Origin of the sequence: Chryseobacterium sp. HR92, assembly GCF_045689405.1 — a bacterium.
In the GTDB taxonomy this organism is placed as follows: Bacteria; Bacteroidota; Bacteroidia; order Flavobacteriales; family Weeksellaceae; genus Chryseobacterium; species Chryseobacterium viscerum_A.
The window spans coordinates 4,973,377-4,989,158 of sequence record NZ_CP139139.1 but is presented as its reverse complement, the minus strand read 5'-3'; the positions used below and the strand labels follow the sequence as shown (position 1 = coordinate 4,989,158).

Genomic DNA, 15,782 nt, shown 5'->3' with positions numbered 1-15,782 from the left:
TGGTGAAATAATGTTACAGGGCATTTATTTCCTGATCTATTTTAAGGCTGATCAAAAAAGGATGGTTGTAAACTTTAGGAACCCATTGAAACTGGTCATTTACTTTATTAATATACCCAATACCCGGCCATGGAAGATGAGCGGAGCAAATAAGTGTTCTGTTTTTAAAGCAATTTTCAAGAACTTTCTTACGGGTTTCAACGCCTGTTTCAAAATCAATATCCCATTGTGTTCCCCAGTCAGGTTTTGCAATAAGAAGAGGAGAATGGAAAACATCTACTACATTGGTAATGGATATATCCCCATCATTCACTGTATAAATAATATGTCCCGGAGTGTGTCCCGGAGCAGCATGTGTCTGAATACAGGAGAATAATTGATCTCCCATTTCAAATTTCGTAAGTCGGCTGTCTATAACAGAAAGGACTTTTCTAACCAAAGGAATGCTTGGCTTTCCACCTTCCGGGTTTTTGCTTTTCTGAAAGTCCGGTTCATTACTCGTCCAGAATTCAAATTCCTGCCTGGAAATATAATAATCTGCATTCGGAAATACAGCTTCATTATCCTTAGAAAGAATTCCTCCGATATGATCTCTGTGAGCATGGGTAAGCAGAATATCTGTTATGGACTCCGGTGTAAATCCGGCTGCTGTAAGGCTGTGTAATAATTGTCCTGCGTTTTCATCATCATAAAACCCTTCTCCGGTGTCTATTAAAATAATACGCTCAGCTTTTTTGACAAGCATTACATTAATAGGAGCTTCATAATAAGAGTCTGATAAATAAAGATTTCGGAGTTCATTTTTTACCTTATTTTCAGGAATATCGGGAGCTAAAATAGGCTGGTGATAGCCAATACCAAAATAGCCGTCAGAAAGTATAAAAATATCCAGTTCATTGCATGGAATATGTATGAATCCATGGTTTCTTTTCAGGTTTTGATCCATATTAAAATGAAGTGTGTTTTATTGTTCACAAATTTAGAGAATATTCCAATACGATGGCCGTATTAAAAACGGATACAGAAGAATGCTGTTTTTGATGATGCAATAAATTGTAATTCAGTTTTTTATTTTCCATTTCTTCCAGAATATCAATTCCGGGATGTGGTAGATGATAGTAATTATGTAACGCATAGGTTAAAATATTATGTTAAGTTTGATTACCAAATTATTAAAAATATTACATTATGAAAATAAAATTTTTAAATTCAGAATAAAAATTTACTTCTAATTTCTGAAAGATATCTGCAATATATTCTTTCTTCTTTCCGACTGCAATAAATAACGTTTTGAGTGCTGTTTCCCGTTCTGCTTATGGAGTAGATCGCTTAAGATTCTGCATCATTCCGTTTTTAAAATTTTTATGAAAACACATTTATTAAATAAACTGTGGCTATACCTTGCGTCCTGTTGTTTCTTTGTTTCACAGAGATTAAAACAACTTTACGTAGAGTTAAAGCCATTGATTGCAAATTTTTAAACCAAATCAAATTATTATGTCAAACACAATTCCCTCATTAGAAAATCTATCATCGGGTTCACCAGTATTATTGTCCTCTGAAGATAGAGATAAGTTACTCAACAGGTTTAATAAAACTGGCTGGGACTATCATCATGAAGAAACATTAGAATCTCTTTTCCGTAAGCAGGCACTCCTTTATCCCGATAAAACTGCCATTGTTTATCAGGATCAGGAGATCACGTACCGTGACTTAGATCAGAGAAGTAACCAGATTGCTAATCTATTATTGAGCCATGGTATCAAAGAAGGCAAGTATGTTCCTATTTGGCTGGACCGTTCTTTAGAATGGGTTGTTGCAGTTCTAGGCGTGATCAAAACAGGAGCAGCGTATGTTCCTATAGATCCTGCTTACCCCGCTAAAAGAGTAGAATTTATTCTTTCAGATACCGCTGCCGATATTATCCTTACCAACCAAAATCTTGAAACCCTTTTATCTGGAACAGAAAGAACAAAAGTATTTGATCTGAGCAGTATGGAGAATCTTAATCATTTATCTTCAGATGCCCCGGAAATTAAAATTCATCAGAACAGCCTGGCATATACAATTTATACTTCAGGTTCTACAGGAAAACCGAAAGGAGTAATGGTAAGCCATCAGGCTATTCAGCACCTGGTAACCTGGCATAATCATCATTTTCACGTGGATCAAAGTTCAAAACTGACTCTTGTAGCAGGATTGGCATTTGATATATCTGTATGGGAAACCTGGTCGGCACTTACTTCCGGGGCAACTCTGTTTATTGCAGATAATGAAGACAGAACAGATGCTCATGCATTGGTGGATTTCTACAGGAGAAATCAGATTACACATGGTTTTGTTCCCTCTGTTTTAGGTCCGCCGGTTGTTAATTATACCAGAAATTATCCTGATCTGAAATTGAAATATCTCTTTACCGGAGGTGAAAAACTGAAGCCCGTACTTACTACTGAGCTAAGCTATGAGTTGATAGATTATTATGGGCCAACGGAATGTACTGTATTTGCAACTTTTAAAAAAGTGAAAGATATCAATGGAAAATATGTCTCTTCAATAGGGAAACCCATTGCCAACGCAAAAGCCTATATTTTAGGTGAGAATATGGAATTGCTGCCAGTAGGAGCTGTAGGAGAGTTATGCATCGGAGGAAATATTTTAGCGAATGGATATCTTAATAATGAAGAACTTACAGATTCTAAATTTATTGATAATCCATTCCGGGAAACCGAAAAACTGTATCGTACCGGAGATCTTGCAAAATGGAGGCCGGACGGAGATATTGAATTCCTTGGAAGAATAGATAATCAGGTGAAAATTCGTGGATTCCGGGTTGAATTGGGAGAAATAGAACGAACGTTGCAGCAGCAGAAAGATATTAAAGAGGCTGTGGTCATTAGCAGAGATACAGAAGGAGATAGTAAATATCTGATTGCTTTTATTGTTTCAAGACCTGAAGCCGAGAAAGATATTTCATCAGTTAGAAGTGCATTGAAAGAAGAGCTTCCGGGTTATATGATTCCTGCCCAGATTATTTTTATAGATAAAATTCCTTTGACGGCAAATGGCAAAACAGATGCTCAGGCTTTAAAAGATCTGGCAGATAAAGAAGCGAAAGAACTTATTTCATTTGAGCCGCCAACCAATGAAACAGAACGTATTGTTGTAGATGTCTGGTCCTCAGCTTTGGAACGTCCCGTTATTAATATCACAGATAATTTCTTTGATATCGGCGGGAATTCCCTGTTGGTAGCAACTGTTGCTGTGGCATTGGAAAGAAAGCTGGATACAAAAGTGTATCTGCGGGATATTTATCAGTTCCCCGTGCTGCAGGACCTATCGGAGGTTCTTATAGCCAGATCCCGGGCAACAAGAGAGGCTGTTCCAATGGAAGATGTAGAGCCTTATGTTGCCTTACAGAAGGATGTTTATCTTGCTCCGGGAACTGTTTTTGCAGGTGGATTTGATCCTAAACAAATAGAAAATCCCGCCACAATATTTTTAACGGGAGTTACCGGATTTGTGGGAATTCACCTTTTACAGGAGCTTCTGGATACTACAAATGCTGATATTTACTGTCTTGTAAGAGCTCAGGATCAATTTCATGCGATGGAAAAGATTGAGAGATGTTTTAAACAATACCACATTCCTCAAAAAGAAGAACAGAAATCGAGAATTATTCCCGTAATCGGAGATCTGGCGTTGCCGGCTTTAGGATTGTCAGAAGAAATATTCACAAAACTGGCAAAACAAACTGATCTGATTTACCATTCCGGAAGTTCCGTAAACTTCATTGAACCTTATTCTTACATGAAAACTCCCAATGTAGAAGGATTAAGAGAAATCATCAAATTGGCCGGAGCAGAAAGGACCAAATGTCTTGCCTTATTATCCACCATTTCAGTATACAGCTGGGGGCATGTGTTTACAGGAAAAACAGTGATGCTGGAGTCTGATGATATTGAGCAGAATTTAATGTCTGTAAGCAAAGACATTGGTTATGTAAGAAGCAAATGGGTAATGGAGGCCGTCGCAGATCTAGCTGCAAAAGAAGGTCTGCCATTGATTACTTATCGTCTTGGATATGCAATGTGCCACAGTGAAACAGGAGCATGTGCTTCCTACCAGTGGTGGTCCGGATTGGTGAAAAACTGTATAGAATTCAAATCTTATCCTGCATTGACTGAGCTTAGAGAAGGTCTTATCACAGTAGATTATATGACGAAATCTATGGCTCATATCACAAAAAATAAAGAGGCAATAGGGAAAAAATTTAATTTGATAGCCCGCCCGGAAACCAATCTTACATTGGAAGGCTTCTTTGGGCTTATGAAAAAGTATTATCCTTTCATCCTGAAAGACCTTCCTTACAAAGAATGGAGAAAACAGTGGGAAGATGACAGCAAAAACCGGTTGTATCCACTGACGAGCCTTTTCAGAGATAATATGCATGAAGGTTTATCCACCGTGGAGCTTTATCAGAATACCTACATATGGGATTGTTCCAATGTAATTCAGTTTCTGGAGGGCTCGGGTATTCAGGAGCCGGTATTTGATAAAAAAGTACTGGATTCCTATTTGAAATATCTTGGAATTCCAGTCGAATAATATTACAGATTATTAAAATTCCAGGCAGTTATGCCTGGAATTTTTAATTGTATGATCTTTTAAATCTGAAAATTAATTCACGGTTACTTTAATCACATTCTGAACAGCAGGAACAGAATATTGGTTTCCTACTTTTGAAATAATTTTATTTTCACTCTGCGGAGTGCCACCGAATAATGCCTGATGATTTCCGGCTCCGGGATATTGGTCAATCCCTGTTCCGGAATCAAATAATGAAGTTTTTGAACTAATATCTCCCTTGGTATTTGCATCAATGCTCTGTTCATTGGCATAGAACCAGTCATTGGAAAATCCAAACATGGTTACATAAGCTATTTTATCCCCGGGTTCAGCATTAAAGCTTGTTGTTACTTTGCTTCCCGGTGCTACAGGAGCGTTCCCGGCAACATATACACCTCTTACAGCGGAGAGAGATTTCAGGCTGTTTTGAAGCTGGGTTACATTTCCAAACTGTGCAATATCTTTCAATCCCATTCCGCTGTCAGGTTGACCTAATTCATAAATAGGATTTTTGTCACCACGGTAAACAACTACCAAAGCAGGAGAAAGGCCGGTCATAATTCCTGTGTTGACATTCAGTTTTGTCATCATTTTACTGATATTCCCCATCTGGGCAATATCCGTGATTTCCGGATTTGATAAAGCATTAGGAGTAAAAAAAGGAGCGTTGTTCAGCAGCTGGGAGCCATTGTAGTTGGAAACAGCCCATACTCCGGGAGAAAAAGGAGTTTCATTAGCTGTTCCGCCAGATGTATTGGTAATGGTGAGGGTAAACTCTGAGGTTACATCATTGTAAGCAAGATTGAGCTTCATAAGCTGTGAAGCATTTACGTTAGGAACCTGCATAATAGGCTTGCTTTCTGCCTGTCCCGTTGTGTCATCTTTGGTTCCGTTATCCCACAGTCGTACACTTGAAGAAACATCCCCGGTAATGGCATTTCCATTAGTGTCAAACAGTTTGATACCAGGCTGTTGGGAAGCAAAAAACCAGTCTTTTGAAGCACCATACATGGTAGCAAACATTAAGGCCTGTGTTTTTCCTGCGCTGAATTTAACAGAAACAGATTGTCCGGGCAAAATAATAGGAGAAGTTCCTGTTCCCTGAAAACTTCCGCTTTCTACAAAATCTTTAGGAGTTACCACATTTTCAAAAGTGATAGTTCTTTGAAAAGACATATCCGTCATCATGTCATTATCCGAATCACTACATGAAGAAAGAGTAAATGCAGCTAGAGTAGCTGCCACTAAAACCGATGTTCTGAAAATAAACTTGTTCATAAAAGTAAATTTTTTATAGTTATAAATGATATCTGTAACTATAGTCGGCTACTTTTTGAGAACCTGACAAAAAATATTTTCTTTTATTCAATTTTTTTAATGTACAGCTTTCGGGAGTGAAAACAGAATGATTTATATCCCCTTTTTCCCATCTAAAATCATCTGAATCATTTTAATCTTTCTGTTTTCTCTTGTTTCCGGTTTTTTAGCCTCTTCTATCCAGCGGATATATTCCTTTTTGTGGGTATAGCTCATCTTGTCAAACAATGCCTTTGCTTCGGGGTTTTCATTAAAAACAGAAACGACATCTTCAGCAATCTCAACTACTCTCTCTTCTTTATCTTCAGTAAGGGAAACGGAAACCTTATCTCCGAAAGTTTTCCCAAGCTGTTTCCTGATCTCCTGTGTAAGTCCTAAAATATGACAATCTGATTTCATTTTGGCAAGGCTTCCGCGGTATTCAACTTTATCATCAAAAACGGCTTTAATTTTTACCTGTCCTTTTTTATGAAACAGTTCTTCTGTAGAAAAAGGAAATTCTACAAACGCCGCATTCATCTCTCCGTTTTGCTGAATAACAGCTGTGAATTCAATAGGCTTAGGGTTCATGATAAAATATTTTTAATAGTCAAAAATAAAAAAACCGTGAAATTTACTTTCACGGTTTCAAAAATATATCAGATAAGATAATTATTTTTTAACTTTCTTAGGCGTTGTTGTAGTACCTGAGTTTTTAGTTTTTGTATCAGCTGGAGTGTTTTCACCTCTTACAAGCTTCAACTCGTCAACTAATCTTCTTGCACCGGCAAACTTATCAATTGTCCAAAGAACAAAACGAACGTCTACGTTGATAGTTTTCTGCCATTCCTGCTCGAATACGATATCACCGCTTAATGCTTCGCTGTTACCATCAAAAGCAATACCGATAAGGTTTCCGTCTCCATCAATTACCGGAGAACCAGAGTTACCACCTGTAATATCATTGTTAGAAAGGAAGTTTACAGGCATATAACCTGCTGCATCAGCATACTGTCCGAAATCTTTAAGGTTGTAAAGGTCGATTACTCTTTGAGGAAGATCAAACTCTTCATCACCTTTCTTGTATTTTCCAACAAGACCAGTCATGTCTGTATAATAGTTATCAGTAATACCGAAATAGTTTCTGTCATTTCTGATAGGTAATTTATCTACAGTACCGTAAGTTAATCTCATAGTAGAGTTAGCATCCGGGTAGAATTTTTTCTCAGGCATAGCCTTCATAAGACCTGCTAAAAACAAACGGTTATTTTTTGCAAAATTATCGTCTACTTTAACATATCTTTCTGCGCTCATTTTTTGATCAGCAACGATACCGTTAGCTACTTTCCAAAGTGGATCAGCATCAAGTTTCAATGCATCAGGATTCAATAAGAAGTTCGTTGCAGAAGTTTTGTTAGCAAAGATTGAAGAATAAGCTAAATTAGAAACTGTTTTAGCATCCAATCCTAAAATAGTAGCAGAAGCAACCTCTGGATTTTTAACTCTTGCTTGGTAAAGTCCGGTCATAGACGCAAGCATATCTCCCTCTAAAGAAGGGCTGAAGTTCTCATAAGCAGCTTTGATGGCGGCTTCAGTTTTAGCCTTCATTGCAAGTCTTCCCTGCATATCCTGAGCAGCATAAGCTTTCAATACAGAACCTACCTGCAGAGCAAGAGACATATATTTTACATTTCTTGAGAATTGTGAAGCATAGTTTCTTTCAACATTTCTTTCAGAAACCTGCTTGTAATACATTCCAATATCTTCTAAGATACCATCATAAGCTTCATTTCCAGACATCATTGACCATTTTTTGAAGATCTCTTCAGTTTTTTGTTTGTCAGTGATTGTTCCGTTTTGCTCTACGGCATCAATAGTTCCTTGTCTGTTTTTCCAGTAGTTGGCTACTGAAGCATATTGAGAAGCATAGTTAAGCTGAGTTGCTTTATCCTTATCCATGTACTTTTTCATTACATCCATGGCAAGTTTAGAAGCCTCAACCCAAGCTGGGTAGTCTTTGTTTACCATTTGCTGAATTCCGTAAGAAGTAAGGTAACGGTTTGTTCTTCCAGGGTAACCTAAGATCATTGAGAAATCACCAGGCTTAATTCCCTTAAGAGAAACCGGAAGGAAATGTTTAGGCTTCAAAGGAGTATTGCTTGGAGAATATTCAGCAGGGTTTCCTGCAGCATCAGCATATACTCTGAAAATAGTGAAGTCTGCAGTGTGTCTTGGCCATTCCCAGTTGTCTGTATCTCCTCCGAATTTTCCTAATGATGAAGGGGGAGCACCTACTAATCTGATGTCTTTATAATCCTGATATACGAAATAGTAGAATTCATTTCCGTTGAAGAAATCTCTCACCACTACAGTATATTTTCCGTTCTCAGAGTTTTCTGTCTGGATGGCTTTTGTTTCAGCATCAATAACAGCTTTTCTCTCAGCTCCGGTCATATTGTTGTTTAGTTTAGAAGTGATTCTCTGCGTAGCATCATCCATTCTTACTAAAAATCTTACATAAAGATCCTTTGCATTGAATTCGTCTTTCTGCTTCATTGCCCAGAAACCGTTCTTCAAATAATCTTTTTCTGGTGTAGAAGCCGCAGCTACAGCACCGTAACCACAGTGGTGGTTTGTGAATATAAGTCCTTTATCAGAAACAATCTCACCTGTACAGAAACCACCGAAACTTACGATAGCATCTTTTAAGCTTGAATTGTTTACAGAATAAATTTCTTCAGGCGTAAGGTGTAGACCCTCTTTTTGCATATCAACACCGTTAAGTCTTTTGATGAGCATTAGCAGCCACATCCCCTCATCCGCCCTCATCTGAGCAAAGCCCAGTAAGAAAGTGAATAGTAGAAATAGTCTTTTCATTTTATAAAATAATTTTTGTGTCGCTAATTTACTAATTTTTACGAGATTCTGTCCCGGATTGGTATGAAAATGGGATGATAACCCACATGAAAAAGATACTATTGTCCATTTTTGCAGTTTTACTTTTAGGAATCGTTTTAAATTGTTCCTCTGTGCCGGATAAAAATCCTGCTCTTCAAAGGCAGTGGATGCTGGTTTCTTTTGCTGGTTTTTCAAAAGATCAGCTGATTGCTAATAAAGCTGAAATGAACCTGACAGCCAGTATGGTTGATGGTAAAATTCAAGGAAGCGCTTATATGGGATGTAATCAGATGTCTTTTGTTTCCGAATTTAAAAAAGGAGGAAAAGTAAAGATTTCAAACGGGGTCAGTACGATGAAAGCCTGTCAGGATATGAGTCTTGAAACATCTTTTCAGAAAAAAATTGAGACGATGACTAAGTATTCTATTGAAGGACATTTTCTTACCTTGTCCGATGATCATGGAAATACAATGAAATTTGTAGCTGCTGATTGGGATTAATAATACAATACTACAATACAAAAGTCCGCATTACAGCGGACTTCTTTGTTTGAAAAATCTAGTTTGGTTATCAGCTTTTTGCGGTTATTAGCTTTTGAGAGTCATTAGTTTTTGGGAATTGTCTTTTTTATGTCTTCCAGGGTTGCTGTGTTAGGCAGCCCGGTAACTGTCATTTTTGTGTTCCTAGAATTTATAGTATTGTGATATGCCTGTCGGTTGGGGATTGTTTTCTTTATATCTTCAAGACTTGCGGTATTAGGGAGAAGCTTTCCTGAATTGTCAGCTGCTGCTTTGGGTTTGGAATCCTGTTTTTTTACTTCAAGTCCATGATCGGAAACAAGACCTGAGTTGGCCGTTTTCTTTTCATTGTTTTCCTTAGCTTCCTGCATTAGTTTTGCCTGTTGTTCCTGTGCCTGTTTTACAACCAGTGTTTGATCTTCTTCTTTCGGAGCGGCCTTCTTATTTTCCTGAGCATAAATAATAGTGCTTAGGAATAATAACGGGATAATATATGCTATTTTCATGACGGTTTATTTTATGTTGACTAATACTTGAATTTTTCCAGTCTCTTTTTGGTCATAATCCTGAAGTGCTTTTCCGATTACCTGTCCAATTTTTACCTTTTTGATATTGGCTTTCATGGCAACACCTGCTTTAGATGAAGTTACCAGAAGATCTCCTCTTTTTATTTTTCCATTCTCAAGACATACTTTGGTTGGAATAACACCAATGACACCCATTGGCGCTTTATTGGAAATATCAGTATCAATATGTTCCTCTGTGAGGAGTACACCAGGTTTTGTAGCATACACTCCCGCAACAAGAGTTGAATAAGGCGTTGAAGATTTTTCAACTGTTCTGTCTGCTTTGGTTGAGATGACAAGAATATCACCAGGTTCATATTCAGAAATGCTTCCGTTTACATCAAACACTTCTGCAACGTCAGCACCGCTGTTTTGTGTACCTCCGTTAAAAAATCCACGTCCGGCAGAATTGATTCTGGCCACATTCACTGTACCCGGATTTCCGGATTTAAATAAAGCAATAGATCCGTTGCTGTGGGTTTCTACTGTAAGAGGTGGGTTGGTATTGCCGGTATTGTAATTTACAAATCTTGCGGCACGTCCTTGTCCGAAATTAGGAACCCATGCGTAGATAGCATTTCCTGTTCCGTCTGCAGTAGTTTCTACACCGTCCCCAGTGTTTGATGCATTAGCCGTTATACCGTTACCATTACCATCTGCAATAGCAATCAGTGCAGGACCATTTCCGGAAGGATTACTGGCGTGGAATAATCCGGCAAATCCTCCTGTCCCTGAGGATATCCCATAAATACCCGCGGTGCCGAAATTGGCAAACTGAGAGTTAACCTCACCTCTCACCGCTGCTGAAGTCCCGGTCACTTTATCTACTTTAAAATTTCCTGCAATACCATTTCCTACAGTAGTTACAGTGATAACATCGCTGGTGTTGGATTCGTTAAAAATATTAAATCTTCCGGCGCGTCCGGTAGAAAAAGAAGGAACCCATGCATAGAGTGCATTTCCAGCGCCGTCAATATTGGTTTCAACACCGTTCCCGTCTTTTCCTGCATTGGCTGTGATCGCATTTCCGTTACCATCAGTCAGAGCAATCAATGAGGCTCCGTTTCCTGCAGGATTTGATGCATAAAATAAACCTGCACGCCCTCCTGTTCCTGAAGAAATTCCATAAATAGCGGCGGCGCCAAAATTCCCGAAAATAGTGTTTACTTCCCCTCTTACTGCTGCAGCAACACTATTGGTGTTGTCAACAATAAAAGAAGCGGCATTTCCCTGTGTATCATCAGGGATATTTCCATTTCCATTGGTTTCTACCTCAAAGGTATTTCCCGTGGTATTTGTTTGGTTAAAATTTTCAAATCTTCCGGCACGTCCAGTACTGTTATTTAAACCTACCTGTCCGTAAACACCGATACCGGTTCCGGATGTATTGGTAGCCACAAATCCTCTTACTCCATATCCACCTCCATCATTACGGCCTACAACAGCTCCGGCAATATCACTGGTTGTTCTACCCACCACCGCTTCACCAGCTCCTGTATTGTCTCCTATAACACCTGCAGAAGATTGGGAAGAAGTGATGCCATGAACTCCAAAGCCTCCAGCTGTGGAACTGAGTATCCCAGCGCCAGTACCTGTACTTGAAACGTTAATGACAGTACCGTTGCCTACAGTAGATGCTGTAAGAACACTATTGGCATTTGCATTATTGGTGATAGAAATATTAGCGGCAATACCATTGGTACTGGTTGCGTTTAAACCCGTTCCTGTATTACTGTTTGCATAAACACCATATCCGTTTCCGCTGGCATTTCCGTACACTCCTAAACCGTTTGGAGTAACACCATATACTCCCCAGCCACTTCCGGCCTGGCTTCCCCAGACCCCGATTCCCAGCCCGCCGGTTCCGTTATTGACACCGCGTACTGCTGAAGAAAACCCGCCTGGAGCAGTATTGCTTACAATTCCTCTTACGGAAGCGATACTTGATGTTGTTGTGCTATTAATTCCTTCCACTGAAGTTCCATCACCATCATTGGTTAATGAAAATAAAGTTGAGGCATTATTGACTGTATTAGTATAGGGAATTGTAAAGCTTCCGCCTCCGCTACCTGCAGATTTAGCATACATAGCATAAGGAACACTTAGGAGCTGGCTCGTTCCTACTATAGTATAGCTGGTTCCTCCGGCAGGGTCAGTTTCTGTTTTTAAATAATAGCTTCCTGTAGGCCAGTCGATGGTGGCAAATATTCCTGTAAGTACAGTTCCTGTTCCTATTTCAAGGCTGATAAGCCCGTTGGCATTGGTATTTCCGGTGAGCCTTTCTGAATAGACTGCGGCGCCGGCAGGAGATCCCTGTAATATGCTTACTCTCACGGCTATAGCTTGATTGATTAAGAGTTGTCCGGAGCCATTTCTCATGACAGCCTGGTAGCTCATTTTTTCCGGAGCCTGAGAAAGTCCCATAAAGAAACCGGTCAGGATCCAAAACAGTAATAATATTTTTTTCATGGCATTTTATTTTTTGATGATTTTGAATGTTTTAATATTTTCTCCGTTTTGAGTAATCCTGATGATATACATAGCAGAAGGAAGTGAGGAGAAATTAAGCTCAGATTTTGATTGTGAAATCTTATCTTTTTTTACCAGCTTACCTTGGGCATCAAATAACTGATACTCTGATCCTTTAAAATTATTTGAGGTAAAATCTAAATACAAATAATCTCTGAAAGGATTAGGGTATAGCAAAATGCCTGTGAGTTCAGAAGAAGTTTCAAGGGAAGTAAGAGTGATAATTTCGTAAGGCTGTTGAACACCTTCGAGAACCTGTCCTGTTCCTTTTTCGAGGTAGGTCGTCTGGCCTACACTGTAAGAAACAAAACCATTAGCTGCTGAAGCATCCAGTCCGGTTGCCAAAACTGCAGATTGTGCGTGCAGTATGGGGACGGAAAAGACAGACAGAATAATACAATAAATAGATATTCTTTCCATGGATAACAGTTTTGGTGATTAATAGATGTGTTTTTCTTGGGGAATTTGGGAAGACTAAATTACCACCTATCTCAATCAAATAACAGGAAAATAGACCAACGGCAGAAATAATCGACCAATGGCATTTTGTGAATTATTGTTGAATGTTTTTCGGGATTTTTTAAGGATTGAAAAAAGAAAGATTATCCTTGTAAGTTCTGCCGATAGGAAGTTTGATGTGATGTGCAAGTTCTATCTCATGACAGCTTTTTCCACGGATAAGGTGGCGCGGAACAGCATAACTTCTGTGTATTCTGACAAAAGAGTCAAAGATTTTTTTTTGCAGAAGATTTCCCAGAGAATTTAAAATACAGTGATTTTTTTCAAGAGTGATAATTCTGGTGTAATCTTTCAGAGCTTCCAGATACAGAATATCTTTCATATTAATCTGAAAAACCTGCCCTCCTTCTTTTATTTTGATGCAGTTTTCTCCTACCATTGCATCATAGCATTCACATTTTTCTTTCACTTCAAAAAAATCAAAAAGCTTCTCCATAGAGTAATGAAAGCGTTCTGCAGTAAGGGGTTTGGTGATAAAATCTAAAGTGCTGATCTCAAAAGCTCCCGCAGCCAGCTCAGGATGGGAACTTACAAAAATACAGGCAGGTATTTTATGGGCCAGTCTCCGGAATTCAAGTCCGCTCATGCCCTGCAAATTAGTCTCAATAATCAGGAGATCGGCGGGAACGTCAAGGTAGGGTATTGCCTTTTCAGCAGAGTCAAAAGAGGCAACAATTTCAATGTTTTGATATTGTTTGATATAATGCTGAAGAACCAGTCTGTCCAGTTCATCATCATCAATAATCATACATCTGATATGGGTAATCATGATATTCCGGAGATTAGTTTTTAAGTTAAATATTTAAAAATCAGAAATTTATTACATAAAGTTATTGATTTTTTATAAACCTTTCATCAGTAAACTTAAATTTATATTAAAATATGTTATTAAATAAAAATTGATTTTGTTTTTTTTCTGAAAAATATTAACTTGTAAAAATCATAAACATAGACAGAACTTAATGTTAGAAAAGAAAGAACATAACTATGAGAAAGCGGTCTTAGTGGGTGTTATTACTCAAAATCAAGACGAAGAAAAACTGACAGAGTATTTAGATGAACTTGAGTTTTTAGCTTTCACAGCCGGAGCAACCGTACAAAAGCGTTTTACCCAAAAACTGACTCAGCCGGATTCCAAAACCTTTATAGGAAGTGGAAAAGCAATTGAGATAAAAGAATATGTAAAAGAAAACGAGATCGGAACTGTGATTTTCGATGATGAACTTTCTCCTTCACAGCTTAAAAATCTGGAAAGAGAGATGGAGGTTAAGATTTTGGACCGTACCAATCTTATTCTTGATATTTTTGCCCAAAGGGCTCAGACTTCTTATGCAAGAACCCAGGTAGAACTGGCACAATATCAATATCTTTTGCCACGATTGACGAGAATGTGGACTCACCTTGAGCGTCAGAAAGGGGGAATTGGAATGAGAGGTCCCGGAGAAACGGAAATTGAAACTGACCGTCGTATTATCCGTGACAGAATTACATTGCTGAAAGAAAAACTGAAGACGATTGACAAGCAGATGGCGACTCAGCGTAATAACCGTGGGAAAGTAGTGCGTGCAGCTTTGGTAGGATATACCAATGTTGGAAAATCTACTTTGATGAATTCTATTTCAAAATCTGAGGTTTTTGCAGAAAATAAACTATTTGCTACTCTGGATACCACAGTAAGAAAAGTGGTGATCGGAAACTTACCATTTCTGCTTACGGATACGGTAGGGTTTATCAGAAAATTACCTACTCAGCTGGTAGAATCATTCAAGTCTACTCTGGATGAGGTTCGTGAAGCTGATCTTTTGATTCATGTAGTGGATATTTCACACGAAAGTTTTGAAGATCACATAGAATCTGTAAACCATATTTTGATGGAAATCAATGCCCATCAGAAACCAATGATTATGATCTTCAATAAGATTGACGATTTCAGTTATGAGAAAAAGGACGAAGATGATCTTACCCCTTCAACCCGTAAAAACATCTCTCTGGAAGAGTGGAAGAAAACATGGATGGGGAAATCAAAATATCCAACGGTTTTCATTTCTGCTTTAACGAAGGAAAACTTCCCGGAAATGAAGAAAATGATTTACGATGAGGTAATGAAGATTCATATTTCCAGATTTCCATACAATGATTTCCTTTTTGAATATTTCGATAACGACGAGGAAGAAGAAAGAAACAATTAATGAAGTATCACTTTTTCCTTTTATTCATCATATTTTCAGTTTTTGGCTTCAGCCAGAAATCAAAACTTGATTTAAAAGCTATTGAGAAAAGTCTCAAAAATTCTGATTCTCCTTACAATTATGAGAAGCTTATTTTTAAATATAAAGGATATCCGAAGTCTTTGGACAGTATAGAGTCGCAATATCTTTACTATGGAAGAAATTTCATAAAAGATAAAGTAAATACGTCAGATGATAGCTTTAAAAGTCTTGCTGAAGCCTTTAAGCAAAACAATTTTGCAGACTGTATCGGGCAGGGAAAAGCTTTGTATTATAAAGACCCTACGAATCTGGATATTTTGCTGATCCTTCTCAGAGCATATGATTCTGTGAAGGACGGCAGCAACTTTATGCATCATCTGAATCAATTTCGTTCACTTACTGAAGGAATAAAACTTTCAGGAGACGGGAAATCTGAAAAAACCGCCTATATCGTCAATTCCGTAGGAGATGAATACATTCTGCTAAACATTCTGAATATAGGACAGGATTATACGAGAAGCTCAAAACCTGCTAAGGATGGCATGTTTGATGTTTGGGAAAAAGAGGGGCAGCAGCTCTATATTAAAATACTCTATTTGGAACTAACCAATTAATCATAA

12 protein-coding genes are annotated in these 15,782 nt (G+C 38.2%); 4 read left to right on the top strand and 8 right to left on the bottom strand.

Translation table 11 applies throughout. The features are described 5' to 3' along the window. Window positions 1-13: 13 nt before the first annotated feature. A complete protein-coding gene (locus SFA27_RS22550) occupies window positions 14-946 on the bottom strand; it encodes an MBL fold metallo-hydrolase (protein ID WP_407295068.1) in 933 nt (310 codons plus the stop codon). A 551-nt stretch (window positions 947-1,497) separates the two neighbouring features. Here SFA27_RS22550 and SFA27_RS22545 point away from each other — a divergent pair. Then, on the top strand, window positions 1,498-4,605 hold the full coding sequence (locus SFA27_RS22545) for an amino acid adenylation domain-containing protein (protein WP_407295066.1): 3,108 nt from the start codon (window positions 1,498-1,500) through the stop codon (window positions 4,603-4,605). A gap of 72 nt (window positions 4,606-4,677) precedes the next feature. On the opposite strand, the gene SFA27_RS22540 is transcribed toward SFA27_RS22545, so the two are convergent. From SFA27_RS22540 to SFA27_RS22530, 3 genes are all read right to left on the bottom strand, one after another. Continuing rightward, window positions 4,678-5,904: a spondin domain-containing protein gene (locus SFA27_RS22540; protein ID WP_407295063.1), complete on the bottom strand. Its 1,227-nt coding sequence runs from the start codon at window positions 5,902-5,904 to the stop codon at window positions 4,678-4,680. 132 nt (window positions 5,905-6,036) lie between these two features. Further along, window positions 6,037-6,513, bottom strand: coding sequence for a YdeI/OmpD-associated family protein (locus tag SFA27_RS22535; protein ID WP_047376104.1), 477 nt, complete (start codon window positions 6,511-6,513; stop codon window positions 6,037-6,039). 81 nt (window positions 6,514-6,594) lie between these two features. Then, entirely contained in the window at window positions 6,595-8,799 is a 2,205-nt protein-coding gene (locus tag SFA27_RS22530; RefSeq protein WP_407295060.1) for a S46 family peptidase, read from the bottom strand. A gap of 86 nt (window positions 8,800-8,885) precedes the next feature. Between SFA27_RS22530 and SFA27_RS22525 the strand changes: the two genes are divergently transcribed. Further along, window positions 8,886-9,320, top strand: coding sequence for an META domain-containing protein (locus tag SFA27_RS22525; RefSeq protein ID WP_407295057.1), 435 nt, complete (start codon window positions 8,886-8,888; stop codon window positions 9,318-9,320). A 104-nt stretch (window positions 9,321-9,424) separates the two neighbouring features. On the opposite strand, the gene SFA27_RS22520 is transcribed toward SFA27_RS22525, so the two are convergent. From SFA27_RS22520 to SFA27_RS22505, 4 genes are all read right to left on the bottom strand, one after another. Then, window positions 9,425-9,844: a hypothetical protein gene (locus SFA27_RS22520; protein WP_047376105.1), complete on the bottom strand. Its 420-nt coding sequence runs from the start codon at window positions 9,842-9,844 to the stop codon at window positions 9,425-9,427. A gap of 6 nt (window positions 9,845-9,850) precedes the next feature. Beyond that, window positions 9,851-12,373: a beta strand repeat-containing protein gene (locus SFA27_RS22515; protein ID WP_407295054.1), complete on the bottom strand. Its 2,523-nt coding sequence runs from the start codon at window positions 12,371-12,373 to the stop codon at window positions 9,851-9,853. A 6-nt stretch (window positions 12,374-12,379) separates the two neighbouring features. Then, a complete protein-coding gene (locus SFA27_RS22510) occupies window positions 12,380-12,853 on the bottom strand; it encodes a T9SS type A sorting domain-containing protein (protein WP_047376109.1) in 474 nt (157 codons plus the stop codon). Between the two features lie 160 nt (window positions 12,854-13,013). Further along, window positions 13,014-13,721, bottom strand: a complete 708-nt coding sequence (locus tag SFA27_RS22505; protein ID WP_264518918.1) for a LytTR family DNA-binding domain-containing protein — start codon at window positions 13,719-13,721, stop codon at window positions 13,014-13,016. Window positions 13,722-13,914: 193 nt separating this feature from the next. On the opposite strand from SFA27_RS22505, the gene hflX reads away from it, so the two are divergent. Further along, entirely contained in the window at window positions 13,915-15,141 is a 1,227-nt protein-coding gene (gene hflX, locus SFA27_RS22500; RefSeq protein WP_047376112.1) for a GTPase HflX, read from the top strand. Further along, on the top strand, window positions 15,141-15,776 hold the full coding sequence (locus SFA27_RS22495; protein ID WP_407295051.1) for a DUF4919 domain-containing protein: 636 nt from the start codon (window positions 15,141-15,143) through the stop codon (window positions 15,774-15,776). Before hflX ends, SFA27_RS22495 begins: the two co-directional genes overlap by 1 nt. Window positions 15,777-15,782: the final 6 nt, after the last annotated feature.